Genomic DNA, 19,644 nt, shown 5'->3' on the forward strand with positions numbered 1-19,644 from the left:
GCCGGCCGAGCCCTTGATCGGCTGCCGGAACCGCTCAGGCGCGCAGCCGGCCGGCGACCGCCGCCACGTGCTCGTCGGACTCGGTAAGCGCCACCCGGACGTGCTGCCGGCCGCCCGGGCCGTAGAAGACGCCCGCCGCCGCGAGGATGCCCCGCCGGGCCAGCCAGTCGACCGTCTCCCAGCAGTCCTCGCCCCGGGTCAGCCAGAGGTAGAGCCCGGCCTCGGAGTGCTCGACGGTGAAGCCGGCGTCGGTGAACGCGGCGTGCAGGGTGTCCCGCCGGGCCCGGTAGCGCTCCCGCTGCTCGTCGGCGTGCCGCTCGTCGCGCAGCGCGGCCACCATCGCCGCCTGCACCGGCGCCGGCACGATCATCCCGGCGTGCTTGCGGACCTTGAGCAGCTCCGCCACCAGTGCCGGGTCGCCCGCCACGAATCCCGCCCGGTAGCCGGCCAGGTTGGACCGCTTGGAGAGCGAGTGCACGGCCAGCACCCCGTCGTACGAGCCGCCGCAGACCTCCGGCGAGAGCACCGAGACGGGCTCGGCGGCCCAGCCCAGCGGCAGGTAGCACTCGTCGCTGGCGACCACCGCGCCGCGCTCCCGGGCCCAGTCGACCACCTTGCGCAGGTGGGCCGCCGGCAGCACCCGGCCGGTCGGGTTGCCCGGCGAGTTGACCCAGACCAGGCGCACCCGGGAGGTGGGCCCGACGGCGGTCAGCGAGTCGGCACGCACGACGGTGGCGCCGGCGAGCCGGACCCCGTCCTCGTACGTCGGGTAGGCGATCGAGGGCACCACGACGACGTCGCCGGGACCGATCCCGAGCAGGGTCGGCAGCCAGGCGACGAGTTCCTTGGAGCCGATCGTCGGCAGCACGCCGAGGCCGTCGACGCCGGCGCCGCAGGCCCGTGCCACCCAGGCCGCGATCGTCTCGCGCAGCACCGGCGTGCCAGCGGTCAGCGGATAGCCCGGCGCGTTGGACGCGTCGGCCAGCGCCCGCCGGATCACCTCGGGCACCGGGTCGACCGGCGTACCCATGGAGAGGTTGATCAGGCCCTCAGGATGCGCCGCGGCCAGTGCGGCCGCGGCGTCCAGGGTGTCCCAGGTGAACTCCGGCAGCCGCGAGGAGACCGGCGCGGGCCGGTTCAGTGGCCCTCGCCGCGCGGCGGCTGCGCGGCGACGAAGGTCGCGTCCTTCTCCACCTTGCCGATCTTCGAGGCGCCGCCGGGCGAGCCCAACTCCTCGAAGAACTCGTAGTTGGCGCCGGTGTAGTCCTTCCACTGCTCCGGGACGTCGTCCTCGTAGAAGATCGCCTCGACCGGGCAGACCGGCTCACAGGCCCCACAGTCGACGCACTCGTCGGGGTGGATGTAGAGCATCCGGTTGCCCTCGTAAATGCAGTCGACCGGGCATTCCTCGATGCAAGCCTTGTCGAGCACATCCACGCACGGTTCGGCGATGATGTAGGTCACCGGTCTTCTCCTCCGCAAGACACGCCGCGATCACCCGCGACGGTTAGAGCCTAGTATCTCGCCGGGGAGGGGGTCGATCGTGCTCCGACAGCAGGATGTGGGACACCGGATCGTGGTGCGCCGAATCGTGGGCATTCGCGAAGGTCGCCCGCTCTTCTCGGACGCCCTCGGCGAGCTGGTCGAGCTGAGCGAAACCCATCTCACACTCGCCACCGCGCAGGGCAGGCTCCAGGTCCCCGTGGCCGAGGTGCACCGGGCCAAGCGGGTACCGCCGGCCCGCCGACCCACCGCGGCGGCCGTGGTCGAGCTGGAACTGGCCGCCGACGAGGCGTGGCCCGCCGCCGTACGGGGACGGCTCGGCGACTGGCGGCTGCGCGCCGCCGACGGCTGGACCGGCCGGGCCAACTCGGCGCTGCCCGTGGGCGACCCGGACCGGCCCCTGCCGGCCGCGCTCGACGCGGTGGAACGCTGGTACGCCGACCTCGGTCGACCGCCGATGGTCAACACCCCGCTGCCGCTCGCCGCCCCGGTGGGCGCGGAGCTGGACGCCCGGGGCTGGGTCGGCAGGCCGCCCGTGCTGGTGCAGACGGTGCCGCTGGCGGGGCTGCCACCGGCCGCGCCGGAGCGCGCCGGAGCGCCGCCGGTCGAGCTGACCGCCGAGCCGTCGGACGACTGGCTCACCGTCGCCGCCGGCCGCAAGGGCGGCCTGCCGGACGCCGCCTGGCACGTGCTCACCGCCGTGGACCAGGTCCGCTTCGCCCACGTGTACGCCGACGGCACGCTGCTCGCCATCGGCCGGGGCACCGTCACCGGGCAGGGCCGCTGGCTCGGGCTCAGCCTGATCGAGGTGCTGCCCGAGGCGAGGCGACAGGGCCTGGCGGGCCGGATCATCCGCGCGCTGGCCGACTGGGGCGCCGCGACCGGCGCCTCGCGCGCCTTCCTCCAGGTCGAGCAGCGCAACACCCCGGCGGTGACCCTCTACCGTGCCTTGGGCTTCACCACCCACCACACCTACCTGACCCGCACCCCACCCCCCTGACCACGCCCTCCGCCCCCGCCGCCCCCGCCGCGCGGCGCCGTCGCCCGCCCCGCCGTCGCCCGCCGCAGCGTTGATCATGAAGTTGTTGCCACCGGAAAGCGCTTACAGTGGCAACAACCTCATGATCAACGAGGTCAGATGGGTGGGGTGGGTCAGCGGCGGACCACTCGGCGGGGCTTGGTGGCCCTCAGTTCGGCGTAGCGCTTGAGGGACTGCGAGCGGTGGTCGAGGCCCAGCGCCGTGAGGAGCAGGTAGCCGAGCAGCACGCCCACGCCGGCCGCCGCGAGGTAGAGCCAGATCTGGGCGAAGAAGGTGCCCGCGCCCCCGCCGAACGGGTTGTCGCCGACCAGCAGCGGCCCGACCAGCACCGTCAGCAGCAGCGCGATCCCGACCGCGGCGGCCAGGTCCGCGCCCCAGGCCGAGACGGGGCGACGCCTGCCCCACACGAAGGCGACCGCCGCCAGGGCCAGCCCGATCACCACGAACATCCCCAGCGACACCCGGTCGGCGGCGGCCGTGTCGTCGCCGTCGAAGCCGAACCGGGTGATCAGCCGGGCGACCACGTTGACCGCGAACAACGCGACCGCGAGAACTCCGATCGCGCGCCACCGCTCACTCATCGCACGCCTCCCGCCGTACCGCCCGCCGGAGCGGCGGGCCTCCTGGCAGGAATGTCTACCATCGGAACCTGTGCGCCGTCAGTCCCCCGACCGGACCGGTGGCGGTGCCAGGATCTGCCGGAAACCCATCACCGCGAAGGTCATCGCGCCGGCCACGATCATCGCCAGGCCGACCCAGTTGTCGCCGGTGACGAGCAGGTCCCCCTCTGCGGTGCGGACCGCCGCCACCGACATCAGGACGAACCAGGGCGTCGCGGGCAGCGCCACGGCCCACCGGCGACCGACGGCCTCGTGCGCGAACCAGCTCAGCGCGATGTTCGCGGCGATCGCGACGAGCACCGAGACACCGATCAGGTGCCCACCGACCCGAACCGTGGCCAGCAGCAGCTCCAGCACCGCCGTGAGCGTCCCAGCGAGGACGGCGACCAGCCCGCCGGCCACCCGCAGGGCGAGGTCGAGCAGCCGCCGGGACGGCCCGGACGGCGGCGGGGCGGTCTCCTGCGGGGCGGTCGACATCGACGCGACGGGCAGGGTCACCGGTTACCGGCCGCCGAGACCGGGGACCGGTCCGGACCGTCGGCGAGGTCCAGCCCGGCGAAGAGGTCGTCCTCCCAGCCGTACGGGCCGCTGCCCGGCCCCCGCCCGCCCACCGCGAGGGTGTAGTACTCCACGCCCATGAACTCGCTGCCGAAGTTGCCGGCGATCGAGTAGAGCCAGGAGGCGTCGGGGATCTGGGTGGCGTGCGCGCGCATCGCCGCCTCCTTGGCGGCGTGCTGGTCCGTGGCGTCGATCCGGGCGGCGATCTGCGCGTCCGGGGTGCCGAAGGGCAGCTCCGAGATGTCCTGGATGCCGGCGAAGGGGTTGTCCGCCGACTCGGCGAAGTGGGTCAGGCCGGCCTCCAGCACGCTGAGCGGCATCGCCGTCCAGTAGACCTTCGCCGGGGCGAAGCCCTCCGCGTCGGCCAGCTCGTACGCGCGCATCGCCACCCGGTGCGCCTGGATGTGGTCCGGGTGCCCGTAGAAGCCGTTGTCGTCGTACGTGACCATGACCTGCGGGCGTACCTCCCGCATGATCTCCACCAGGTGCCCGGCGGCCTCGTCGAGGTCGGCCTGCCAGAAGGCGCGGGGGTGCTCGTTGGTGGCGAGGCCCATCATGCCGGAGTCGCGGTAACGGCCGGCGCCGCCGAGGAAGCGGTGGTCGGTGACGCCGAGCGCGGCGCAGGCGGCGGTCAGCTCGGCGATCCGCCAGCCGCCGAGCTGGTCGGCCTCGGCCGCGGCGAGCTGGGCGAGCGCCGGCACGTGGATCTCGCCCTCCTCGCCGAGGGTGCAGGTCACCAGGGTGACGTGAGCGCCGGCGGCGGCGTAGTGCGCCATCGTCGAGCCGGTGCCGATGGACTCGTCGTCGGGGTGCGCGTGGACCAGCAGGAGGCGGCGGTCAGGCAGCGTCGTCACGCCGGTCACTCTATCCGGCGGTTCTCCTCCGCCGACCCCGACGCGTCCGCGCAGGTCGGCCACATCACCCCCGGTCCCCGCTCTACGATCTGGACTGTGGACTTTCCGGAGCTGGCCGCCCGCACCCGCCGGTTCAGCCGCGGAGCGCCGCGGGCGGTCACCGTGGCCGACGACGGCTCCCGGGTGGTCTTCCTGCGTTCGGCCGGCCCGGAGGACCCGGCCGACGCGCTCTGGCAGCTCGACGTGGCGACCGGCGAGGAGCGGCTCGTCGCCGACCCGGCGGCGCTGCTCGGGGCCGACGCCGACGCCGGCGCGCTGAGCCCGGGCGAGCGCGCGCTGCGCGAGCGGCTGCGGCTGAGCGCCTCCGGCATCGGCTCCTACACGCTTGACGGCGCCGGCCGGGTGGCGGTCTTCGCGCTGGCCGGGCGGCTGTTCCGGGCCGACCTGGTGCACGGCGACGTGGTCGAGGTGGCCACCGTCGGCCCGGTGCTCGACCCCCGGCCCGATCCCACGGGACAGCGCCTGGCGTACGTCACCGACGCCGCCGAGGGGGTCCGGCGGGGGCAGCTGCGGGTGGTCGAGCACGACGGCACGGACACCCTGCTGGCCGGCGAGGACTCCGGGGTGACCTGGGGGCTGGCCGAGCACATCGCGGCCGAGGAGTTCGACCGCTACCGCGGCTACTGGTGGGCGCCGGACGGTCGTTCGGTGCTGGCCGCCCGGGTGGACGAGTCCCGCGTGGAGCGCTGGCACCTGCACGACCCGGCCGACCCGGCGAGCCCGCCGACCACCGTCGCGTACCCCCGGGCGGGCACCGCGAACGCCGAGGTCAGCCTGCACCTGCTGGATCTCGACGACGGCTGGGTCGACGTGCACTGGGACCGGGAGACCTACCCGTACCTGACGGCCGTGCACTGGGCCGACGGGGGCCCGCTGATCACCGTGCTGCGCCGCTCCCAGCAGCACGGCCTGGTGCTCGCCGTCGACCCGCGCACCGGCGAGACCCAGGTGCACGCCGAACTGGCCGACCCGCGCTGGGTGGAACCGATCCCGGGCACCCCGGCGCACCTGCCGGACGGCCGGGTGCTCGTCGGCGGCGAACTCGCCCACGACGGGTACGACGCCCGCTGCCTCTTCGCCGACGGCACCCTGCTCACCCCGCCCTCGCTCTACGTGCGGCGGGTGGTGGGGCGGCTGCCGGGCGGCAGCGGCCCGGCCGACCTGCTGGTGGAGGCGAGCGACGGCGAGCCGAGCGAACGGCACCTGTTCCGGGTGCGCACCACCATCGGCGGCGGCGTGGACGCCCGCCGGATCACCACCGACCCGGGCTGGCACACCGCCGCCGTGGGCGGGGACGTGCTGGTGGTGGGGTGCGCCTCGCTCGACCACCCGGGCGTCCGGTGGACGGTGCGGCGGGGCGAGCAGGAGGTGGCCGTGCTGCGTTCGCTCGCCGCCACCCCGCCGTACGCGCCGCTGCCGCTGCTGGAGCGGGTCACCGACCGGCGGCTGCCGACGGCTGTGCTCTACCCGGACAACTACGTCACCGGCCGGCGGCTGCCGGTGCTGCTGGACGTCTACGGCGGGCCGGGGCACCAGGAGGTGCTCGCGGCCCGCGCGGCGTGGCTGGAGCGGCAGTGGTGGGCCGACGCCGGCTTCGCGGTCGTCACCATCGACAACCGGGGTACGCCGGGGGTGGCCCCCTCCTTCGAGAAGGCGATCCACCGGCGGATGGCCGACGTCGTCCTGCTCGACCAGGTGGACGCGCTCACCGCGTTGGCCGGCAAGCACCCCGACCTGGACCTGGAGCGGGTGGCGGTGCGGGGCTGGTCGTTCGGCGGCTGGCTGGCCGGGCTGGCGGTGCTGCGGCACCCGGAGCTGTTCCGGTGCGGCATCGTGGGGGCGCCGGTCACCGACTGGACGCTGTACGACACGGCCTACACGGAGCGCTACCTGGGCCTGCCGGACGACGGCACGGACATCTACGCGCACCACTCGCTGGTGGAGCTGGCCGGCGAGCCCGTGCCGGCCGGGGAGGCGGCCCGGCCGCTGCTGCTGGTGCACGGCCTGGTCGACGACAACGTGGTGGCCGCGCACACGCTGCGGCTGTCGGCGGCGCTGCTGGCGACCGGCCGGCCGCACTCCGTGCTCCCGCTGACCGGGGCCACCCACATGGCCGCCGGCGGCATCGCCGAACGCCTGCTCAGGCTGGAACTCGACTTCGTCCGCCGGCACCTCTAGCCGCGCCCCGGCGCGGCCGTCCCCGCCGCCACGGGCCGCCCGGGTGGCGGGCCCGCCGAGCAGTCGCGGGCAGCCCACCGACACGGCGACCCCCGGCCGACGTCGTTGTCGACCGGGGGTCGGTCCGTGCGGTGTCACCGCGCGGGTGTCACCGCCTCACGGGTGTGTCACTGCTTGACGTACGCGTCCACGAAGCTCGGCCAGCCGAAGATGCTGCCGATGAAGATGCCGCCGGCCTTCTCGCCGTGCGCGATGGAGACCACCTCGACGTAGAGCGGCACCGCCGGCGCCGTCTCCTTCATCAGCCGCTCGTCGATCTTGCTCCACTCGTCGGCCTGCTTGGCCGGGTCGAGCGCGAGGATCCGGTCGAACTCCGCGTTGAGCGCCTCGTTGTTGAGCTGCGAGGTGTTGCTGTTGCCCTCGGCCTTGATGCCACGGCCGTCGAAGAGCACCGGCAGGATCGACGCGCCGCTGGGCCAGTCCGCCGCCCACGAGTCGACCCAGAGGTCGTACGGGTTGTCCTTCTTCTTCACCGTGTCGAGGTAGCCGTCCTCGGGGATCGTCTTGATCGTGACGGTGAAGCCGGCCTTCTCCAGCGCGTTCTTGATCTGGGTGGCCCGCTCCTGGGAGCTGGTCACGTCGGAGGTGAGCAGCACCAGGTTCTGCGTCTTGCCGGCGAGCAGCTCCTTGGCCTTCTCCGGGTTGCCGCCGTCGCCGGCCGGGTACGCGTCGAACTGCTTGTAGCCGAGCGTGGTGGGCGGCAGCAGCGTGGTCATCGGCACGGCGCCGTAGGGGCCGCCGAGGTTCTTGGTGATGCTGGTGCGGTCGATCGCGTGGTTGATCGCCTGCCGCACCGACAGGTCGGTGACCCGGGCGGTGTTGATGCTCAGGCGGTACGCGTTCGGCGTGGCCGCGACGATCATCCGCTCCTTGAGCTTGGGGTCGCCGGTGACCTTGGCGAGCAGCTCCGACGGGACACCGCCGGTGGCGACCGCCGCGGCGTCGTTGCCGGTGCCGGCGAGCACCCGGTTGGTCTGGGCGGCCTGGTCCGCGCCCAGCGACCAGACGAACTTGTCCGGGTACTGGTGGCGCACGGCGTCGGTGGCCGGGTCCCAGTGCTCGTTGCGCTCGAGCACGATCTCGACGCCCGGGGTGTGCTTGGTGAACTTGTACGGGCCCGAGGAGAACGGCTGGTTGTCCAGGTTGACGCCGGTGTCCTTGTCGGCCGGCAGCGGCGCGGTGGCCGGCAGCGAGACGGCGAACGGCAGGTCACAGCGGGGCTTGTTGAACTCGAAGCGCAGGGTCTTCTCGTCGGGCGTGGTCAGCCCCGGCGGCAGCGAGGTCTTGTTGGCCTTGAAGTCCCACTTGGTGTCGTACTGCGGGCTGTCGACCAGCCACTCCTGGAGGTAGGTCGGGCCGCCGGTGAGGTCCGGGTCGAAGGACCGGGCGATGCCGTACGCGATCTCCTTGCTGGTGATCGGCCGGCCGTCCTCGAACTTCACCCCCTGCTTGACCTTGAACTCCCAGACCTTGCAGTCGTTGTTGACGTTGGTGCCGGGGGTCTCGGCCAGGTCGCCGACCAGGGTGACGTTGCCCTTGCCGTCGTCCTTGAACGTGGTGAGGAAGCGGGCGTAGAGCTGGCTTCCCATCAGGCCGGCGAACGAGTAGATCCGCTGGGGGTCCATGTGGGAGATCTTGTTCTCCCGCAGGATGTAGAACGTGCCGCCCTTGGCCGCGCCGGGCACCTCCGGCGCCGGGCCGAGAGAGTCCTTGGGGTCGGTCGCGATGGCACCGGTGCGCGGCTTGGTGGTGTCCACCCCGCCGGTGTCGTCACCGGTGTTCTCGCTGCACGCACCGAGGGAAACCATCAGTGCGATCGCACCGCCCAGGGCGGTGACGCGTCTTGCTCGCATACTCACTCCTCCGGATCGCCGATGAAGGAAAGCTTCGCCTAGCCTTCAATGACGGTAAATTTCGAGCAGATAACGGGGCTACAACGATCGGCACCCGGCACGCCTCGGGTCAGCCGAGGCGCACCCGGGGGTCGATGAACGCGTAGAGCAGGTCGACGAGCATGTTGGCGACGACCACGAACAGCGCGGCGATCAGCACCGTCCCCATGATGGTCGGCAGGTCCCCCTGGCTGACCGCCTCCACCGCCGTACGCCCCAGGCCCTGGATGCCGAAGGTGGTCTCGGTGATCACCGTGCCGCCGAGCGCCGTGCCCACGTCGAGACCGGCGATGGTGACGATCGGCGTGATCGCCGCCCGCAGCGCATGCTTGCCGTACACCTGCCGTTTCGGCATGCCCTTCGCCCGGGCCGTACGCACGTAGTCCTCGGAGAGCGTCTCCAGCATCTGGGCCCTGGACAGTCGGGCGTAGATCGCGGAGAAGAGCAGCGCCAGGGTGACCCAGGCCAGCACCAGCCCCCGCGCCCACTCCACGGGATTCTCGAACAGCGACGTGTACCGCGGTGTGGGCAGGATCCGCAGGGTGTAGACGAAGATCAGCAACAGGACCGCGCCGACGAAGTAGAGCTGGAGCGAGGCGAAGGTCAGGGTGAGGCCGATCGAGATCCGGTCCAGCAGCGAGCCGCGCCGCAGGGCCGAGACCATGCCGAGCCCGACCCCGATGGCGAGCCACAGCACCGCCGCGGGCAGGACGATGCTCAACGTCACCGGCAGCACCCGGGCGAAGGTGTCGGTGACGGCCTCGCTGTTGACGTACGAGTAGCCGAGGCAGGGCGCCGCGCACTCGCCGCCCTGGGCGCTGCCCAGGTCGCGGCCGACGAAGATGCCCTTCATGTAGTCGGCGTACTGCTGCACCTTCGGCTCGTTGAGCCCCAACTCCGTCCGCACCCGCTCCAGACGCTCGGCGTTGCAGTTCTTCGGACACATGCCGGTCACCGGGTCGGCGGGCAGCGCGAAGAACAGCAGGAAGCTGACCACACTCACCGCGAACAGCACCGAGATCGCCAGCAGCACCCGCTTCACCAGGAAGCGCACCATGCGCAGTACCCCTTACCGTGACGACTTCGGGTCGAGCGCGTCACGCAACGCGTCGCCGAAGAGGTTGAACGCCAGCACGAGCGCGAAGATCGTGATGCCGGGGAAGAAGACGTAGGCCGGGTCGGTCTGCAGGTAGTCGATGCTCCGGTAGATCATCCGGCCGAAGCTGGGCACCGACTCGGGCAGCCCGACGCCGAGGAAGGACAGCGCCGCCTCGCTGGTCACGTACGACGGCACCAGCAGCGAGAACGACACCAGGATCGGGGCCCAGATGTTCGGCAGCAGCTGCCGGAAGAGCATGTGCCCCAGCCCCGCGCCGCTGGCCTTGGCCGCCTCCACGAACTCGCGTTCGCGCAGCGACACCACCTGGCCGCGAACCAGCCGCGCCGTGCTGGTCCAGCCGAACGCGGTGAAGACCACGATCAGCGTGGTGACCGCGAACCAGGTCGGCACCTCGTCGCGCGGACCGTAGAAGCGCAGCGAGAACGTCGGCACCACCGCCAGCGCGAAGATCAGGAACGGCATCGCCAACGCCACGTCGGTGATCCAGCTGATCACCGCGTCCACCACCCCGCCGAGGTAGCCGGCGAGGATCCCGAGGACCACGCCGATCGTCGTGGTGATCAGGGCCGCGCCGAGCGCGATCAGCAGCGAGGTGCGGATGCCGTAGATCATCCGCATGAAGATGTCCCGGCCCAGGCCGGGCTCCAGACCGAACCAGTGGTCGCCGCTGATCCCGCCGACGTATCCCAGCGGCATCCCCGTGCTGTCCAGCAGCTCGCCGAACTGCTCGTTCGGGGTCACCCCGTAGAGCCGCTGGACCAGGGGCGCACCCACCGCCAGCAGCACGAAGAAGACCAGCACCACGCCGCTCACCAGGGCGGTGCGGTCGCTGCGCAGCCGGCTGCGGACGAGCTGGCCCGGCGAGCGGCCGACCAGCGTCTTCCCCTCGCCGGCGTCGCCGCCGGATTCGATCTCGGCCAGCGCCGTGCCCTCGACCGGGGACAAGCTCACTTCGCCACCTCCTCGGCGGTCGTGCCGACCCCGGCTGTCCCGGGGTCCACCGGCCGCGCGTCGTCGCCGGCCGGTCCCGTGGTGGCGCCGACCGGCCCCGTCTCGGGGAAGTGGCAGGCGGTGGCCTGGGCGCCGCCGTCGCGCGACACCAGCGCCGGCTCCTCGGTGGCGCACCGCTCCTGCGCCTTCCAGCACCGGGTGCGGAAGCGGCAACCCGACGGCGGGTCCAGCGGCGTCGGGACGTCCCCGGAGAGCCGGATCCGACCCGCCGCGCCGAGCTGGGTGACGTCGGGGATGGCCGAGAGCAGGGCCCGGGTGTACGGATGCTGCGGGCGTTCGTAGATGTCGTCCCGGTCGCCGATCTCGACGACCTTGCCGAGGTACATGACGGCGACCCGCTGGCAGAAGTGCCGCACCACGGCCAGGTCGTGGGCGATGAAGACGAAAGCCAGACCGAGGTCGCGTTGCAGGTCGCGCAGCAGGTTGACCACCTGCGCCTGGATCGACACGTCCAGGGCGGAGACCGGCTCGTCGGCGACGATCAGCTTGGGTTGCAGGGCGAGCGCGCGGGCGATGCCGATGCGCTGCCGCTGGCCGCCGGAGAACTCGTGCGGGTAGCGGTTGTAGTGCTCCGGGTTCAGCCCGACCAGCTCCAGCAGCTCCTGGACCCGCTTCTTCACCCCGCCCGGCGGGGTGATCCCGTTGACCTGCAACGGCATCGCCACGATCCGGCCCACCGTGTGCCGGGGGTTCAGCGACGCGTACGGGTCCTGGAAGATGATCTGGAGGTCCTGCCGCAGCGCCCGCAGCTCGCGGCGGCCCGCGTGGGTGATGTCCCGCCCCGCGAACTCGATGCTGCCCGCCGAGGGCTCCAGCAGGCGCACCAGCATCCGCCCGGTGGTCGTCTTGCCGCAGCCGGACTCGCCCACCAGGCCGAGCGTCTCGCCCGGGCGCACGTCGAAGTCCAGCCCGTCCACGGCCCGGACCAGACCGCTGCGCCGCAGCCCGTTGCGCACCGGAAAGTGCTTGGCCAGCCCGCGCACCCGCAGCAGCGGCTCCACCGGCTCCTTGATCTCCACGTTCATCGGAGCCAACCTCCGTTCGCGACTGCGGGACTCCGCTGCGCTGCGTTCCTCGCGCTCACCGGGCCCACCTTCCGTTCGCGACTGCGGTACTCCGCTGCGCTGCGTTCCTCGCGCTCACCGGGCCACTCCCACCTGGGCGATGTCCTCCGCGTACAGCCGGGTCCGGTCGTCGGCGGAGAGGTGGCACGCCACCATGTGGCCGGGCGCGCCCGCCGGGCGCAGCTCCGGGACCTCGGTGCGGGACCGGTCGCCGTTGCGGTCGGCGTAGCGGCAGCGCGGGTGGAAGGCACAGCCGGACGGCAGGTTGATCAGGCTCGGCGGGTTGCCCTTGATCGGCACCAGGTCCGCGTCCGCGTCGCCGTGCAGCGAGGGCACGCTGGAGAGCAGACCCCAGGTGTACGGGTGCTGCGGCCGGCGGAGCACCTGCTCGACGCTGCCGTGCTCGACGGCCCGCCCGCCGTACATGACCAGCACCTCGTCCGCGACCTGGCTGACCACGCCCAGGTCGTGGGTGATCAGGATGATCGCGGAGTTGAACTCGGCCTGGAGGTCGGCCAGCAGGTCGAGGATCTGCGCCTGCACCGTCACGTCCAGGGCGGTGGTCGGCTCGTCGGCGATCAGCAGGTCCGGGTCGTTGACCAGCGCCATGGCGATCATCGCCCGCTGCCGCATGCCGCCGGAGAACTCGTGCGGGTACTGGTCGAAGCGGCGGGCCGGCTGCGGGATGCCGACCCGGCCCAGCATGTCCACCGCGCGCTGGCGGGCCTCGCGCTTGCCGGCCTTCGGGTGGTGCACCCGGTACGCCTCGGCGATCTGCCGGCCCACCGTGTAGTACGGGTGCAGCGCGGACAGCGGATCCTGGAAGATCATCGCCATGTCCCGGCCGCGCAGCCGGCGTACCTCCTCGTCCGGCAGGCCGACGAGCTGGCGGCCGCCGACGGAGATCTCCCCGGTGATGCTGGTCCGCTTGGCGCTGTGCAGGCCGAGGATGGCCAGCGAGGTGACGCTCTTGCCCGAGCCGGACTCACCGACGATGCCGAGGGTGTGTCCCCGGGCCACCTCGAACGACACCCCGTCGACGGCGCGCACCACGCCGTCCTCGGTGTCGAACCGGACCCGCAGGTCGCTCACCCGCAGGTAGGGGTCCTGGCCGGAGCGCTGCTCCGGCACGTTGGGGCGGTCCGGTTTCCCGGACGGCGCCGACTCCGGCCTGTCCACGACCGCCTCCCTCAGCGACGAAGAGAACTTACAGGAAAGCACTGAGGGTGAAAATAAGCTACATAACCGGAGCTGTCAGCGGGCCACAGCGTAACGACTCTGCAACGGGCGTGAACAGCCCTCACCTCGGCATTCACCGGCGTTGACCTCACGCCCCCGGACAGCGGGTGCGACGATGGGCCCGGCAGTCCCGCAAGGATGTCCCCCGGCACGAGGTGGAGGTGACGATGACCGCGGCGGTGTTCGGCCACGACGGCCCGTGGAGTGAAGAGGAGTACCTCGCCCTCGACGAGACGCAGCAGCGCGTCGAACTCTTCGACGGGAGCCTTCACGTGACCCCAGCCCCCACGCCCCGCCACCAGCGCCTCTCACGCAGGCTGGGCAACATCCTCGAACCCGCTGCCGAAGCCCTCGGGCTGGAGCTGCTGGAGGCGGTGAACGTCCGGCTCCGGCCGGGGCGCATCCCCATCCCGGACCTCGTCGTCACGGCCCCGATCGACCTCGACGACCCCTGGATCGAGGCGGCCGACGTGAAGCTGGTCTGCGAGATCATCTCGCCGGGCAACGCGGCCACCGACAAGGTGCTCAAGATGCACTACTACGCGGCGGCCGGCATCGAGTGGTATCTCCTGGTGGAGCAGGAGACGCTGACCGTGCACGTCTACCAGCGGCAGGGCGCCCACTACGTCGAGCGGTCGGTGACCAAGGCCGGCGAGACGCTGGAGCTGACCGAGCCGGTCCGGGCCACGATCCGGCCAGCGGACCTGCTCGCCTGACGGGCCACCGCCGCGGGACGCTTTTCGGGTGAGCCGCTCCGGTACGCCGGACAGGCGCCGGGTGAGGTTCTTAACATCCGGACATCGATCACCGTGCGGGGCTTTCCACCGGCCGGGACACACGGGACACTGCCTTGCGCGGACGGCTCGCGAAGATCGGCGTAACGTGTGTCACTTAGCTGCGCCGTATCGCCGGCGCGGTCGTTGGTGTGCGCATGACGTGGCAAGCGGGTGCGGGTCTGCCGGTCCGCGTTGCCGACCGGAACTTGATCCGCCCGTGAGGGTCCTGTCAGGGAGACGACTCTAATGACATCAACGGCAACGAGGCCGCGGGGAGCGCGGGCGCGCGCCGCCATCGCGGCGAAGACGTTGCGAACCGACCGCTGGTGGCTCGCCCCGCTGATCACCGTGATCGGGCTCAGCGCGTGGGTGGCGTACGCGACGGTCCGGGTCTTCATGCACGACTTCTACTGGGTCGAGGACTACCACTACCTGACCCCGTTCTACTCGCCCTGCGTGACCGAGCGGTGCGTGGAGGGCGCCTCCCACTTCGGACGGTTCCTGCCCGGCTGGTGGATCATCCCGGACGCGGCGCTGACGCTGCCGTTCCTGCTGCTGTTCCGCCTCACCTGCTACTACTACCGCAAGGCCTACTACCGGTCGTTCTGGCTGTCGCCGCCCGCCTGCGCGGTCCCCGACGGGCACAAGTCCTACGGCGGCGAGACCCGGTTCCCGCTGCTCGGCCAGAACCTGCACCGCTACTTCTTCTACGCCGCCGCGATCATCTCGCTGATCAACACCTGGGACGCGGTCCTGGCCTTCCACTCCCCCAAGGGCTTCGGGTTCGGGCTGGGCAACATCGTCCTGCTCGTCAACGTGGTGATGCTCTGGGCGTACACGATCTCCTGCCACTCGTGCCGGCACATCATCGGCGGGCGGCTCAAGCACTTCTCCAAGCACCCGGTGCGCTACCGGGCCTGGAGCTTCGTCTCCGCCCTGAACGTCCGGCACATGCAGCTCGCCTGGATCACCCTCGGCACGCTGGCCCTGACGGACTTCTACGTCATGGCGGTCGCGGCCGGCTGGTTCAACGACCTGCGGTTCATCAACTAGAGGGCCCCTGACATGACCAACACAACGCGAATCGAACGACACCACTACGACGTCGTCGTGATCGGGGCCGGTGGCGCCGGCCTGCGCGCGGCGATCGAGGCCCGCCTCGCCGGCAAGAAGACCGCGATCATCTCCAAGTCGCTCTTCGGCAAGGCACACACGGTGATGGCCGAGGGCGGCGCCGCCGCCGCGATGGGGAACGTGAACAGCCGGGACAACTGGCAGGTGCACTTCCGCGACACGATGCGCGGCGGCAAGTTCCTCAACAACTTCCGGATGGCCGAGCTGCACGCGAAGGAGTCGCCGCAGCGCATCTGGGAGCTGGAGACGTACGGTGCGCTCTTCGACCGCACCAAGGACGGGAAGATCTCGCAGCGCAACTTCGGTGGCCACGAGTACCCCCGCCTGGCGCACGTCGGCGACCGGACCGGCCTGGAGCTGATCCGCACCCTCCAGCAGAAGATCGTGTCGCTCCAGCAGGAGGACAAGCGCGACCACGGCTCGTACGACGCCCGGATCAAGGTCTTCTCCGAGACCACGATCACCGAGCTGCTGCTCGACGGCGACCGGGTCGCCGGCGCGTTCGGCTACTACCGGGAGTCCGGCGAGTTCGTCCTCTTCGAGGCGCCCGCGGTGGTGCTGGCGACCGGCGGCGTCGGCCGCTCCTACAAGGTCACCTCGAACTCCTGGGAGTACACGGGTGACGGGCACGCGCTCGCGCTGCGGGCCGGCGCGACGCTGATCAACATGGAGTTCCTCCAGTTCCACCCGACCGGCATGGTCTGGCCGCCCTCGGTGAAGGGCATCCTGGTCACCGAGTCGGTGCGCGGCGACGGCGGTGTGCTGAAGAACTCCGACGGCAAGCGGTTCATGTTCGACTACGTCCCCGACGTCTTCCGCAAGCAGTACGCGGAGACCGAGGAGGAGGCGGACCGCTGGTACACCGACCCGGACAACAACCGGCGCCCGCCGGAGCTGCTGCCGCGTGACGAGGTGGCCCGGGCGATCAACAGCGAGGTCAAGGCCGGGCGGGGCACGCCGGCGGGCGGCGTCTACCTGGACATCGCCTCCCGCAAGCCGGCGGAGGAGATCCGCCGCCGCCTGCCGTCGATGTACCACCAGTTCAAGGAGCTGGCCGACGTCGACATCACGAAGGAGCCGATGGAGGTCGGGCCCACCTGTCACTACGTGATGGGCGGCGTCGAGGTCGACCCGGACAGCGGGGCCGCGTTCGGCCACGTGCGGGGGCTCTTCGCCGCGGGCGAGGTGTCCGGCGGCATGCACGGCTCCAACCGGCTCGGCGGCAACTCCCTGTCCGACCTGCTGGTGTTCGGCAAGCGCGCGGGCGGCCACGCCGCCACGTACGCCGACAGCCTCCCCGCGCGCCCGAAGGTGGGCGTCGCCGCCGTGGAGGCCGCGGTGGAGACGGCCCTGGCCCCGTTGCAGCGGGACACCGGCGAGAGCCCGTACACCCTCCAGCAGGACCTCCAGGCGGTGATGGGCGACCTGGTCGGCATCATCCGGCGCGAGGGCGAGCTGGTCGACGCGCTGGGCAGGCTGGCGGAGCTGCGGGAGCGGGTGGCGAAGGTCAGCGCGAGCGGCGGCCGGCGCTACAACCCGGGCTGGCACCTGGCGCTCGACCTGCGCAACATGCTGGTGGTCTCGGAGTGCACCGCGAAGGCGGCGCTGGAGCGGCGGGAGTCGCGCGGCGGGCACACCCGGGAGGACCACCCGGCCATGGATCCGGCGTGGCGTCGGGTCAACCTGGTCTGCTCCCTCGACGGCGACACGGTGCGCCTGGAGCGCAAGCCGCTGCCGAGGATGCGCCCGGAGCTGATCGGCCTCTTCGACCGCGCGGAGCTGGCCAAGTACCTCACGGACGAGGAACTCGCCGAGTTCGACGCCCAGGTCGCCGACGTCGAGACCGAGAAGGAGCGCTGACGCATGGGTAACCAGAACCCCCAGGGGCCCGGGAAGCCGGGCGCGAAGCGCCAGTTCCGCATCTGGCGCGGCGACGAGAACGGCGGCGACCTCCAGGACTACATGGTGGAGGTCAACGAGGGCGAGGTCGTCCTCGACGTCATCCACCGGCTCCAGGCGACCGACGCCCCCGACCTGGCCTGCCGCTGGAACTGCAAGGCCGGCAAGTGCGGCTCCTGCTCGATGGAGATCAACGGCAAGCCGCGGCTGAGCTGCATGACCCGGATGTCCACCTTCACGGAGGACGAGACGGTCACGGTCACCCCGCTGCGCACCTTCCCGGTGATCCGGGACCTGGTCACCGACGTCTCGTTCAACTACGAGAAGGCGCGGGAGACGCCGGCGTTCGCGCCGCCGGCCGACCTGGCGCCCGGCGAGTACCGGATGCAGCAGGTCGACGTGGAGCGCTCGCAGGAGTTCCGCAAGTGCATCGAGTGCTTCCTGTGCCAGAACGTCTGCCACGTGATCCGCGACCACGAGGAGAACAAGCAGGCGTTCTCGGGGCCGCGGTACTTCATCCGGGCGGCCGAGCTGGACATGCACCCGCTGGACGCGAAGAGCGACCGCAAGGAGTACGCGCAGGCCGAGCAGGGCCTCGGATTCTGCAACATCACCAAGTGCTGCACCGAGGTCTGCCCCGAGCACATCAAGATCACCGACAACGGGATCATCCCCATGAAGGAACGGGTCGTCGACCGCAGGTACGATCCCCTCGTGTGGCTTGGTAGCAAGATCTTCCGGAGGGGTCAGGTGCCTCAGACCATCGTGACCAGCGAACACGCCAGCGGCGCGGTGCGCGGCAGCGCGGCCCACGGGGGCGTGCACTCGCACGCGGGCGGCTCCCACGATTCGCGGGCCGAGGTGCAGGCGCAGCGCGGCGTCAACTGGGACCGCGAGGTGCCGAGGCCGACCGCGCCCGCCGTCGACGACCACGGCCGGCTGCCGCTGACGGAGCTCACGTTCGACCGGGCGGCGGCGCCGTCGCCGTTCGGCGACGACGTGACCTTCCCGCTGCCGCCGGAGCACCTGAACTTCGCCCACCCGGAGCAGGACAAGCACTGACGTGCGCTGACGACGACGGGGGCCGCGGCTGACGCCGCCGGCCCCCGTCCTCTTTCGGCTCGGATGTCCGCTTCCGCTCAGGCGGCCAGGATGGGCCGGAGGGCCGCGACGATCGGCGCGTCGGCCGGGAGCCAGGTGACGCTGTCCAACTCGTCGGCGGAGAGCCAGCGCAGCGCCGAGTGTTCGAGGGCCTGCGGCTGGTCGTCGTGCAGCAGGCGGGCCGCGTACACCTTGAGCACCGAGCGGCCGTGGGCCATCCGGACGTTGCGGCCGACCCGGTCGCCGATCTCCACGCGTACGGCCAGCTCCTCGGCGCACTCGCGGGCGAGCGCGGCGGTCTCGCTCTCGCCCGGCTCCACCTTGCCGCCGGGGAACTCCCACATGCCCGCCACCTCGGGCGGGGCGGAGCGGGCGCAGGCGAGCACCCGGCCGTCCCTGATGATCGCCGCCCCGACGATCACCCTGAGGTCCCGTCGCTCGGCCTGCCCGCCGCCATTCGCCCGTTCGGTCCGCACGGGCGTCCAGCGTGCCAGATCAATCGGCGGTTTGGGTAGCGTGGCCGACCGTCAGGGCAGGAGAACCCGGAAGTGTGGGCGTGGACACACCCAGCATGCGAGGACAGACTAGAAGGCACCGACAAGACACGGGACGGCGACGATTTGGCCACAAGCCGGCAACGGCGCCTGGGAGGTGCGGTGATGCGCGCGCTGTTCAGCAGTCGATCCAAGCACGACTACCTCGACGACGCTCTCACCCTGCTCCCCGGCTGGATCCGCGAGGGTGAGCAGATCCGACGCACCCTCGTCATCGACGACTCGCAGCACGCCGCCCTCACCGAGCGGGTGAAGGTGGTCGCCGACGCGCTGCACCTGCGTCCGGAGATCAGCCGCCGGGCCGACCAGACCCGGATCCGGGTGGGGCACGGCAACGCGCCGCTGACCGAGGGGGAGGTCCTGCTGGCCGCCCGCATCGAGGACGCCTACCGCGCCGTCACCCAGCCCTGACCCCGTTCCATCCGTCGCCCGGCTCCCCGTCGCGAGGGTCGGCGCGGCCGAGGTCGGCTGAGAAGAGGCTGGTACGGCTGATGTTTCCCTGAAAGGCGCACGGGTATCAATCCGGCACGGGAGCAGACAACAAGCCCCGCAACGGACTGAACACCTGATAACGCATTTTTTTGGGAGCTGACATGACCACCCCCACCGTGAACCGCATGACCGACCGGGTGACCGACCACGACGGCCACCACGTGGACCACGACGTCCGGCACGCGCACCGGCACGGCGACGAGACCAAGCCGTCGTGGAAGACCACCGAGCTGGCCGTCTACGTGCTCTCCGTGATCGGGGTGCTGATCGCCTCGAACGCCGTCGGTGACGGCGCCGCCGACAACGGCGGCGACTACTTCGCGGCCGACAAGGCCTGGTGGTACATCACGCTGCTGACCATCGGTTACCTGATCAGCCGCGGCCTGGCCAAGTCCGGCAGCCGCAGCCGCGACAACGACCCGCGCACCAACCGGTAGTCCGCACCGCGCCCGGAGCCCCGCCGCCCGCATCCCTCGATGCGTCGGCGGGG

At 71.6% G+C, this 19,644-nt stretch carries 19 protein-coding genes; 8 read left to right on the forward strand and 11 right to left on the reverse strand.

The window, feature by feature from the left end:
• Positions 1–34: 34 nt before the first annotated feature.
• Complete coding sequence (gene dapC, locus AB0B83_RS09720; protein WP_357577850.1) at positions 35–1,141, reverse strand: succinyldiaminopimelate transaminase; 1,107 nt, start codon at positions 1,139–1,141, stop codon at positions 35–37.
• Positions 1,138–1,464 (reverse strand): ferredoxin, encoded by a 327-nt coding sequence (gene fdxA, locus AB0B83_RS09725; protein ID WP_091422126.1) that lies wholly within the window; start codon positions 1,462–1,464, stop codon positions 1,138–1,140. Before fdxA ends, dapC begins: the two co-directional genes overlap by 4 nt.
• 79 nt (positions 1,465–1,543) lie before the next feature.
• Here fdxA and AB0B83_RS09730 point away from each other — a divergent pair, with 79 nt between their 5' ends.
• Positions 1,544–2,503: a GNAT family N-acetyltransferase gene (locus AB0B83_RS09730; protein ID WP_357577802.1), complete on the forward strand. Its 960-nt coding sequence runs from the start codon at positions 1,544–1,546 to the stop codon at positions 2,501–2,503.
• Between the two features lie 152 nt (positions 2,504–2,655).
• On the opposite strand, the gene AB0B83_RS09735 is transcribed toward AB0B83_RS09730, so the two are convergent.
• From AB0B83_RS09735 to mshB, 3 genes are all read right to left on the reverse strand, one after another.
• On the reverse strand, positions 2,656–3,123 hold the full coding sequence (locus AB0B83_RS09735) for a hypothetical protein (protein WP_357577803.1): 468 nt from the start codon (positions 3,121–3,123) through the stop codon (positions 2,656–2,658).
• A 78-nt stretch (positions 3,124–3,201) separates the two neighbouring features.
• Positions 3,202–3,639: a hypothetical protein gene (locus AB0B83_RS09740; RefSeq protein ID WP_357577804.1), complete on the reverse strand. Its 438-nt coding sequence runs from the start codon at positions 3,637–3,639 to the stop codon at positions 3,202–3,204.
• 17 nt (positions 3,640–3,656) lie between these two features.
• Positions 3,657–4,583 carry an N-acetyl-1-D-myo-inositol-2-amino-2-deoxy-alpha-D-glucopyranoside deacetylase gene (mshB, locus tag AB0B83_RS09745; protein WP_357577805.1) on the reverse strand — a complete coding sequence of 309 codons (927 nt, stop codon included), beginning with the start codon at positions 4,581–4,583 and terminating at the stop codon, positions 3,657–3,659.
• Between the two features lie 87 nt (positions 4,584–4,670).
• Here mshB and AB0B83_RS09750 point away from each other — a divergent pair, with 87 nt between their 5' ends.
• The gene (locus AB0B83_RS09750) at positions 4,671–6,812 is read left to right on the forward strand and encodes a prolyl oligopeptidase family serine peptidase (RefSeq protein ID WP_357577806.1); all 2,142 of its coding nucleotides are present in this window, start codon (positions 4,671–4,673) and stop codon (positions 6,810–6,812) included.
• A 167-nt stretch (positions 6,813–6,979) separates the two neighbouring features.
• On the opposite strand, the gene AB0B83_RS09755 is transcribed toward AB0B83_RS09750, so the two are convergent.
• The 5 genes from AB0B83_RS09755 to AB0B83_RS09775 all read right to left on the reverse strand — a co-directional run bounded on the left by AB0B83_RS09755 (position 6,980) and on the right by AB0B83_RS09775 (position 13,090).
• Complete coding sequence (locus AB0B83_RS09755; protein WP_311410706.1) at positions 6,980–8,725, reverse strand: ABC transporter substrate-binding protein; 1,746 nt, start codon at positions 8,723–8,725, stop codon at positions 6,980–6,982.
• 109 nt (positions 8,726–8,834) lie between these two features.
• Positions 8,835–9,821 (reverse strand): ABC transporter permease, encoded by a 987-nt coding sequence (locus AB0B83_RS09760; RefSeq protein WP_151455020.1) that lies wholly within the window; start codon positions 9,819–9,821, stop codon positions 8,835–8,837.
• 12 nt (positions 9,822–9,833) lie between these two features.
• Positions 9,834–10,835, reverse strand: a complete 1,002-nt coding sequence (locus AB0B83_RS09765; RefSeq protein WP_151455021.1) for an ABC transporter permease — start codon at positions 10,833–10,835, stop codon at positions 9,834–9,836.
• On the reverse strand, positions 10,832–11,920 hold the full coding sequence (locus tag AB0B83_RS09770) for a dipeptide ABC transporter ATP-binding protein (RefSeq protein ID WP_357577807.1): 1,089 nt from the start codon (positions 11,918–11,920) through the stop codon (positions 10,832–10,834). The genes AB0B83_RS09765 and AB0B83_RS09770 overlap by 4 nt, the downstream gene beginning before the upstream one ends.
• Before the next feature lie 114 nt (positions 11,921–12,034).
• Positions 12,035–13,090, reverse strand: coding sequence for an ABC transporter ATP-binding protein (locus tag AB0B83_RS09775; protein ID WP_357577851.1), 1,056 nt, complete (start codon positions 13,088–13,090; stop codon positions 12,035–12,037).
• 275 nt (positions 13,091–13,365) lie between these two features.
• Between AB0B83_RS09775 and AB0B83_RS09780 the strand changes: the two genes are divergently transcribed.
• From AB0B83_RS09780 to AB0B83_RS09795, 4 genes are all read left to right on the forward strand, one after another.
• Positions 13,366–13,914 carry a Uma2 family endonuclease gene (locus AB0B83_RS09780; RefSeq protein ID WP_357577808.1) on the forward strand — a complete coding sequence of 183 codons (549 nt, stop codon included), beginning with the start codon at positions 13,366–13,368 and terminating at the stop codon, positions 13,912–13,914.
• 306 nt (positions 13,915–14,220) lie between these two features.
• Positions 14,221–15,027 (forward strand): hypothetical protein, encoded by an 807-nt coding sequence (locus AB0B83_RS09785; RefSeq protein WP_357577809.1) that lies wholly within the window; start codon positions 14,221–14,223, stop codon positions 15,025–15,027.
• A 12-nt stretch (positions 15,028–15,039) separates the two neighbouring features.
• Positions 15,040–16,968, forward strand: coding sequence for a fumarate reductase/succinate dehydrogenase flavoprotein subunit (locus tag AB0B83_RS09790; protein WP_311410711.1), 1,929 nt, complete (start codon positions 15,040–15,042; stop codon positions 16,966–16,968).
• 3 nt (positions 16,969–16,971) lie between these two features.
• A complete protein-coding gene (locus AB0B83_RS09795) occupies positions 16,972–18,069 on the forward strand; it encodes a succinate dehydrogenase/fumarate reductase iron-sulfur subunit (RefSeq protein WP_357577810.1) in 1,098 nt (365 codons plus the stop codon).
• Positions 18,070–18,146: 77 nt separating this feature from the next.
• On the opposite strand, the gene AB0B83_RS09800 is transcribed toward AB0B83_RS09795, so the two are convergent.
• On the reverse strand, positions 18,147–18,584 hold the full coding sequence (locus AB0B83_RS09800; RefSeq protein WP_132231036.1) for a (deoxy)nucleoside triphosphate pyrophosphohydrolase: 438 nt from the start codon (positions 18,582–18,584) through the stop codon (positions 18,147–18,149).
• Between the two features lie 183 nt (positions 18,585–18,767).
• On the opposite strand from AB0B83_RS09800, the gene AB0B83_RS09805 reads away from it, so the two are divergent.
• Together AB0B83_RS09805 and AB0B83_RS09810 are read left to right on the forward strand one after the other, a co-directional pair.
• Entirely contained in the window at positions 18,768–19,073 is a 306-nt protein-coding gene (locus AB0B83_RS09805) for a 4a-hydroxytetrahydrobiopterin dehydratase (protein ID WP_132231035.1), read from the forward strand.
• Between the two features lie 182 nt (positions 19,074–19,255).
• Positions 19,256–19,591 carry a hypothetical protein gene (locus AB0B83_RS09810; protein WP_357577811.1) on the forward strand — a complete coding sequence of 112 codons (336 nt, stop codon included), beginning with the start codon at positions 19,256–19,258 and terminating at the stop codon, positions 19,589–19,591.
• Positions 19,592–19,644: the final 53 nt, after the last annotated feature.

The sequence above is a fragment of the Micromonospora sp. NPDC049060 genome, from assembly GCF_040649055.1.
Classification (GTDB): Bacteria; Actinomycetota; Actinomycetes; order Mycobacteriales; family Micromonosporaceae; genus Micromonospora; species Micromonospora reichwaldensis.

Excerpts from the sequence above, each read along its gene's own strand:
- AB0B83_RS09735 (WP_357577803.1), bottom strand. The coding sequence starts at position 3,123 with ATGAGTGAGCGGTGGCGCGCGATCGGAGTTCTCGCGGTCGCGTTGTTC.
- AB0B83_RS09740 (WP_357577804.1), bottom strand. The coding sequence starts at position 3,639 with ATGTCGACCGCCCCGCAGGAGACCGCCCCGCCGCCGTCCGGGCCGTCC.
- AB0B83_RS09755 (WP_311410706.1), bottom strand. The coding sequence starts at position 8,725 with ATGCGAGCAAGACGCGTCACCGCCCTGGGCGGTGCGATCGCACTGATG.
- AB0B83_RS09760 (WP_151455020.1), bottom strand. The coding sequence starts at position 9,821 with ATGGTGCGCTTCCTGGTGAAGCGGGTGCTGCTGGCGATCTCGGTGCTG.
- AB0B83_RS09770 (WP_357577807.1), bottom strand. The coding sequence starts at position 11,920 with ATGAACGTGGAGATCAAGGAGCCGGTGGAGCCGCTGCTGCGGGTGCGC.
- AB0B83_RS09780 (WP_357577808.1), top strand. The coding sequence starts at position 13,366 with ATGACCGCGGCGGTGTTCGGCCACGACGGCCCGTGGAGTGAAGAGGAG.
- AB0B83_RS09785 (WP_357577809.1), top strand. The coding sequence starts at position 14,221 with ATGACATCAACGGCAACGAGGCCGCGGGGAGCGCGGGCGCGCGCCGCC.
- AB0B83_RS09790 (WP_311410711.1), top strand. The coding sequence starts at position 15,040 with ATGACCAACACAACGCGAATCGAACGACACCACTACGACGTCGTCGTG.
- AB0B83_RS09795 (WP_357577810.1), top strand. The coding sequence starts at position 16,972 with ATGGGTAACCAGAACCCCCAGGGGCCCGGGAAGCCGGGCGCGAAGCGC.
- AB0B83_RS09805 (WP_132231035.1), top strand. The coding sequence starts at position 18,768 with ATGCGCGCGCTGTTCAGCAGTCGATCCAAGCACGACTACCTCGACGAC.
- AB0B83_RS09810 (WP_357577811.1), top strand. The coding sequence starts at position 19,256 with ATGACCACCCCCACCGTGAACCGCATGACCGACCGGGTGACCGACCAC.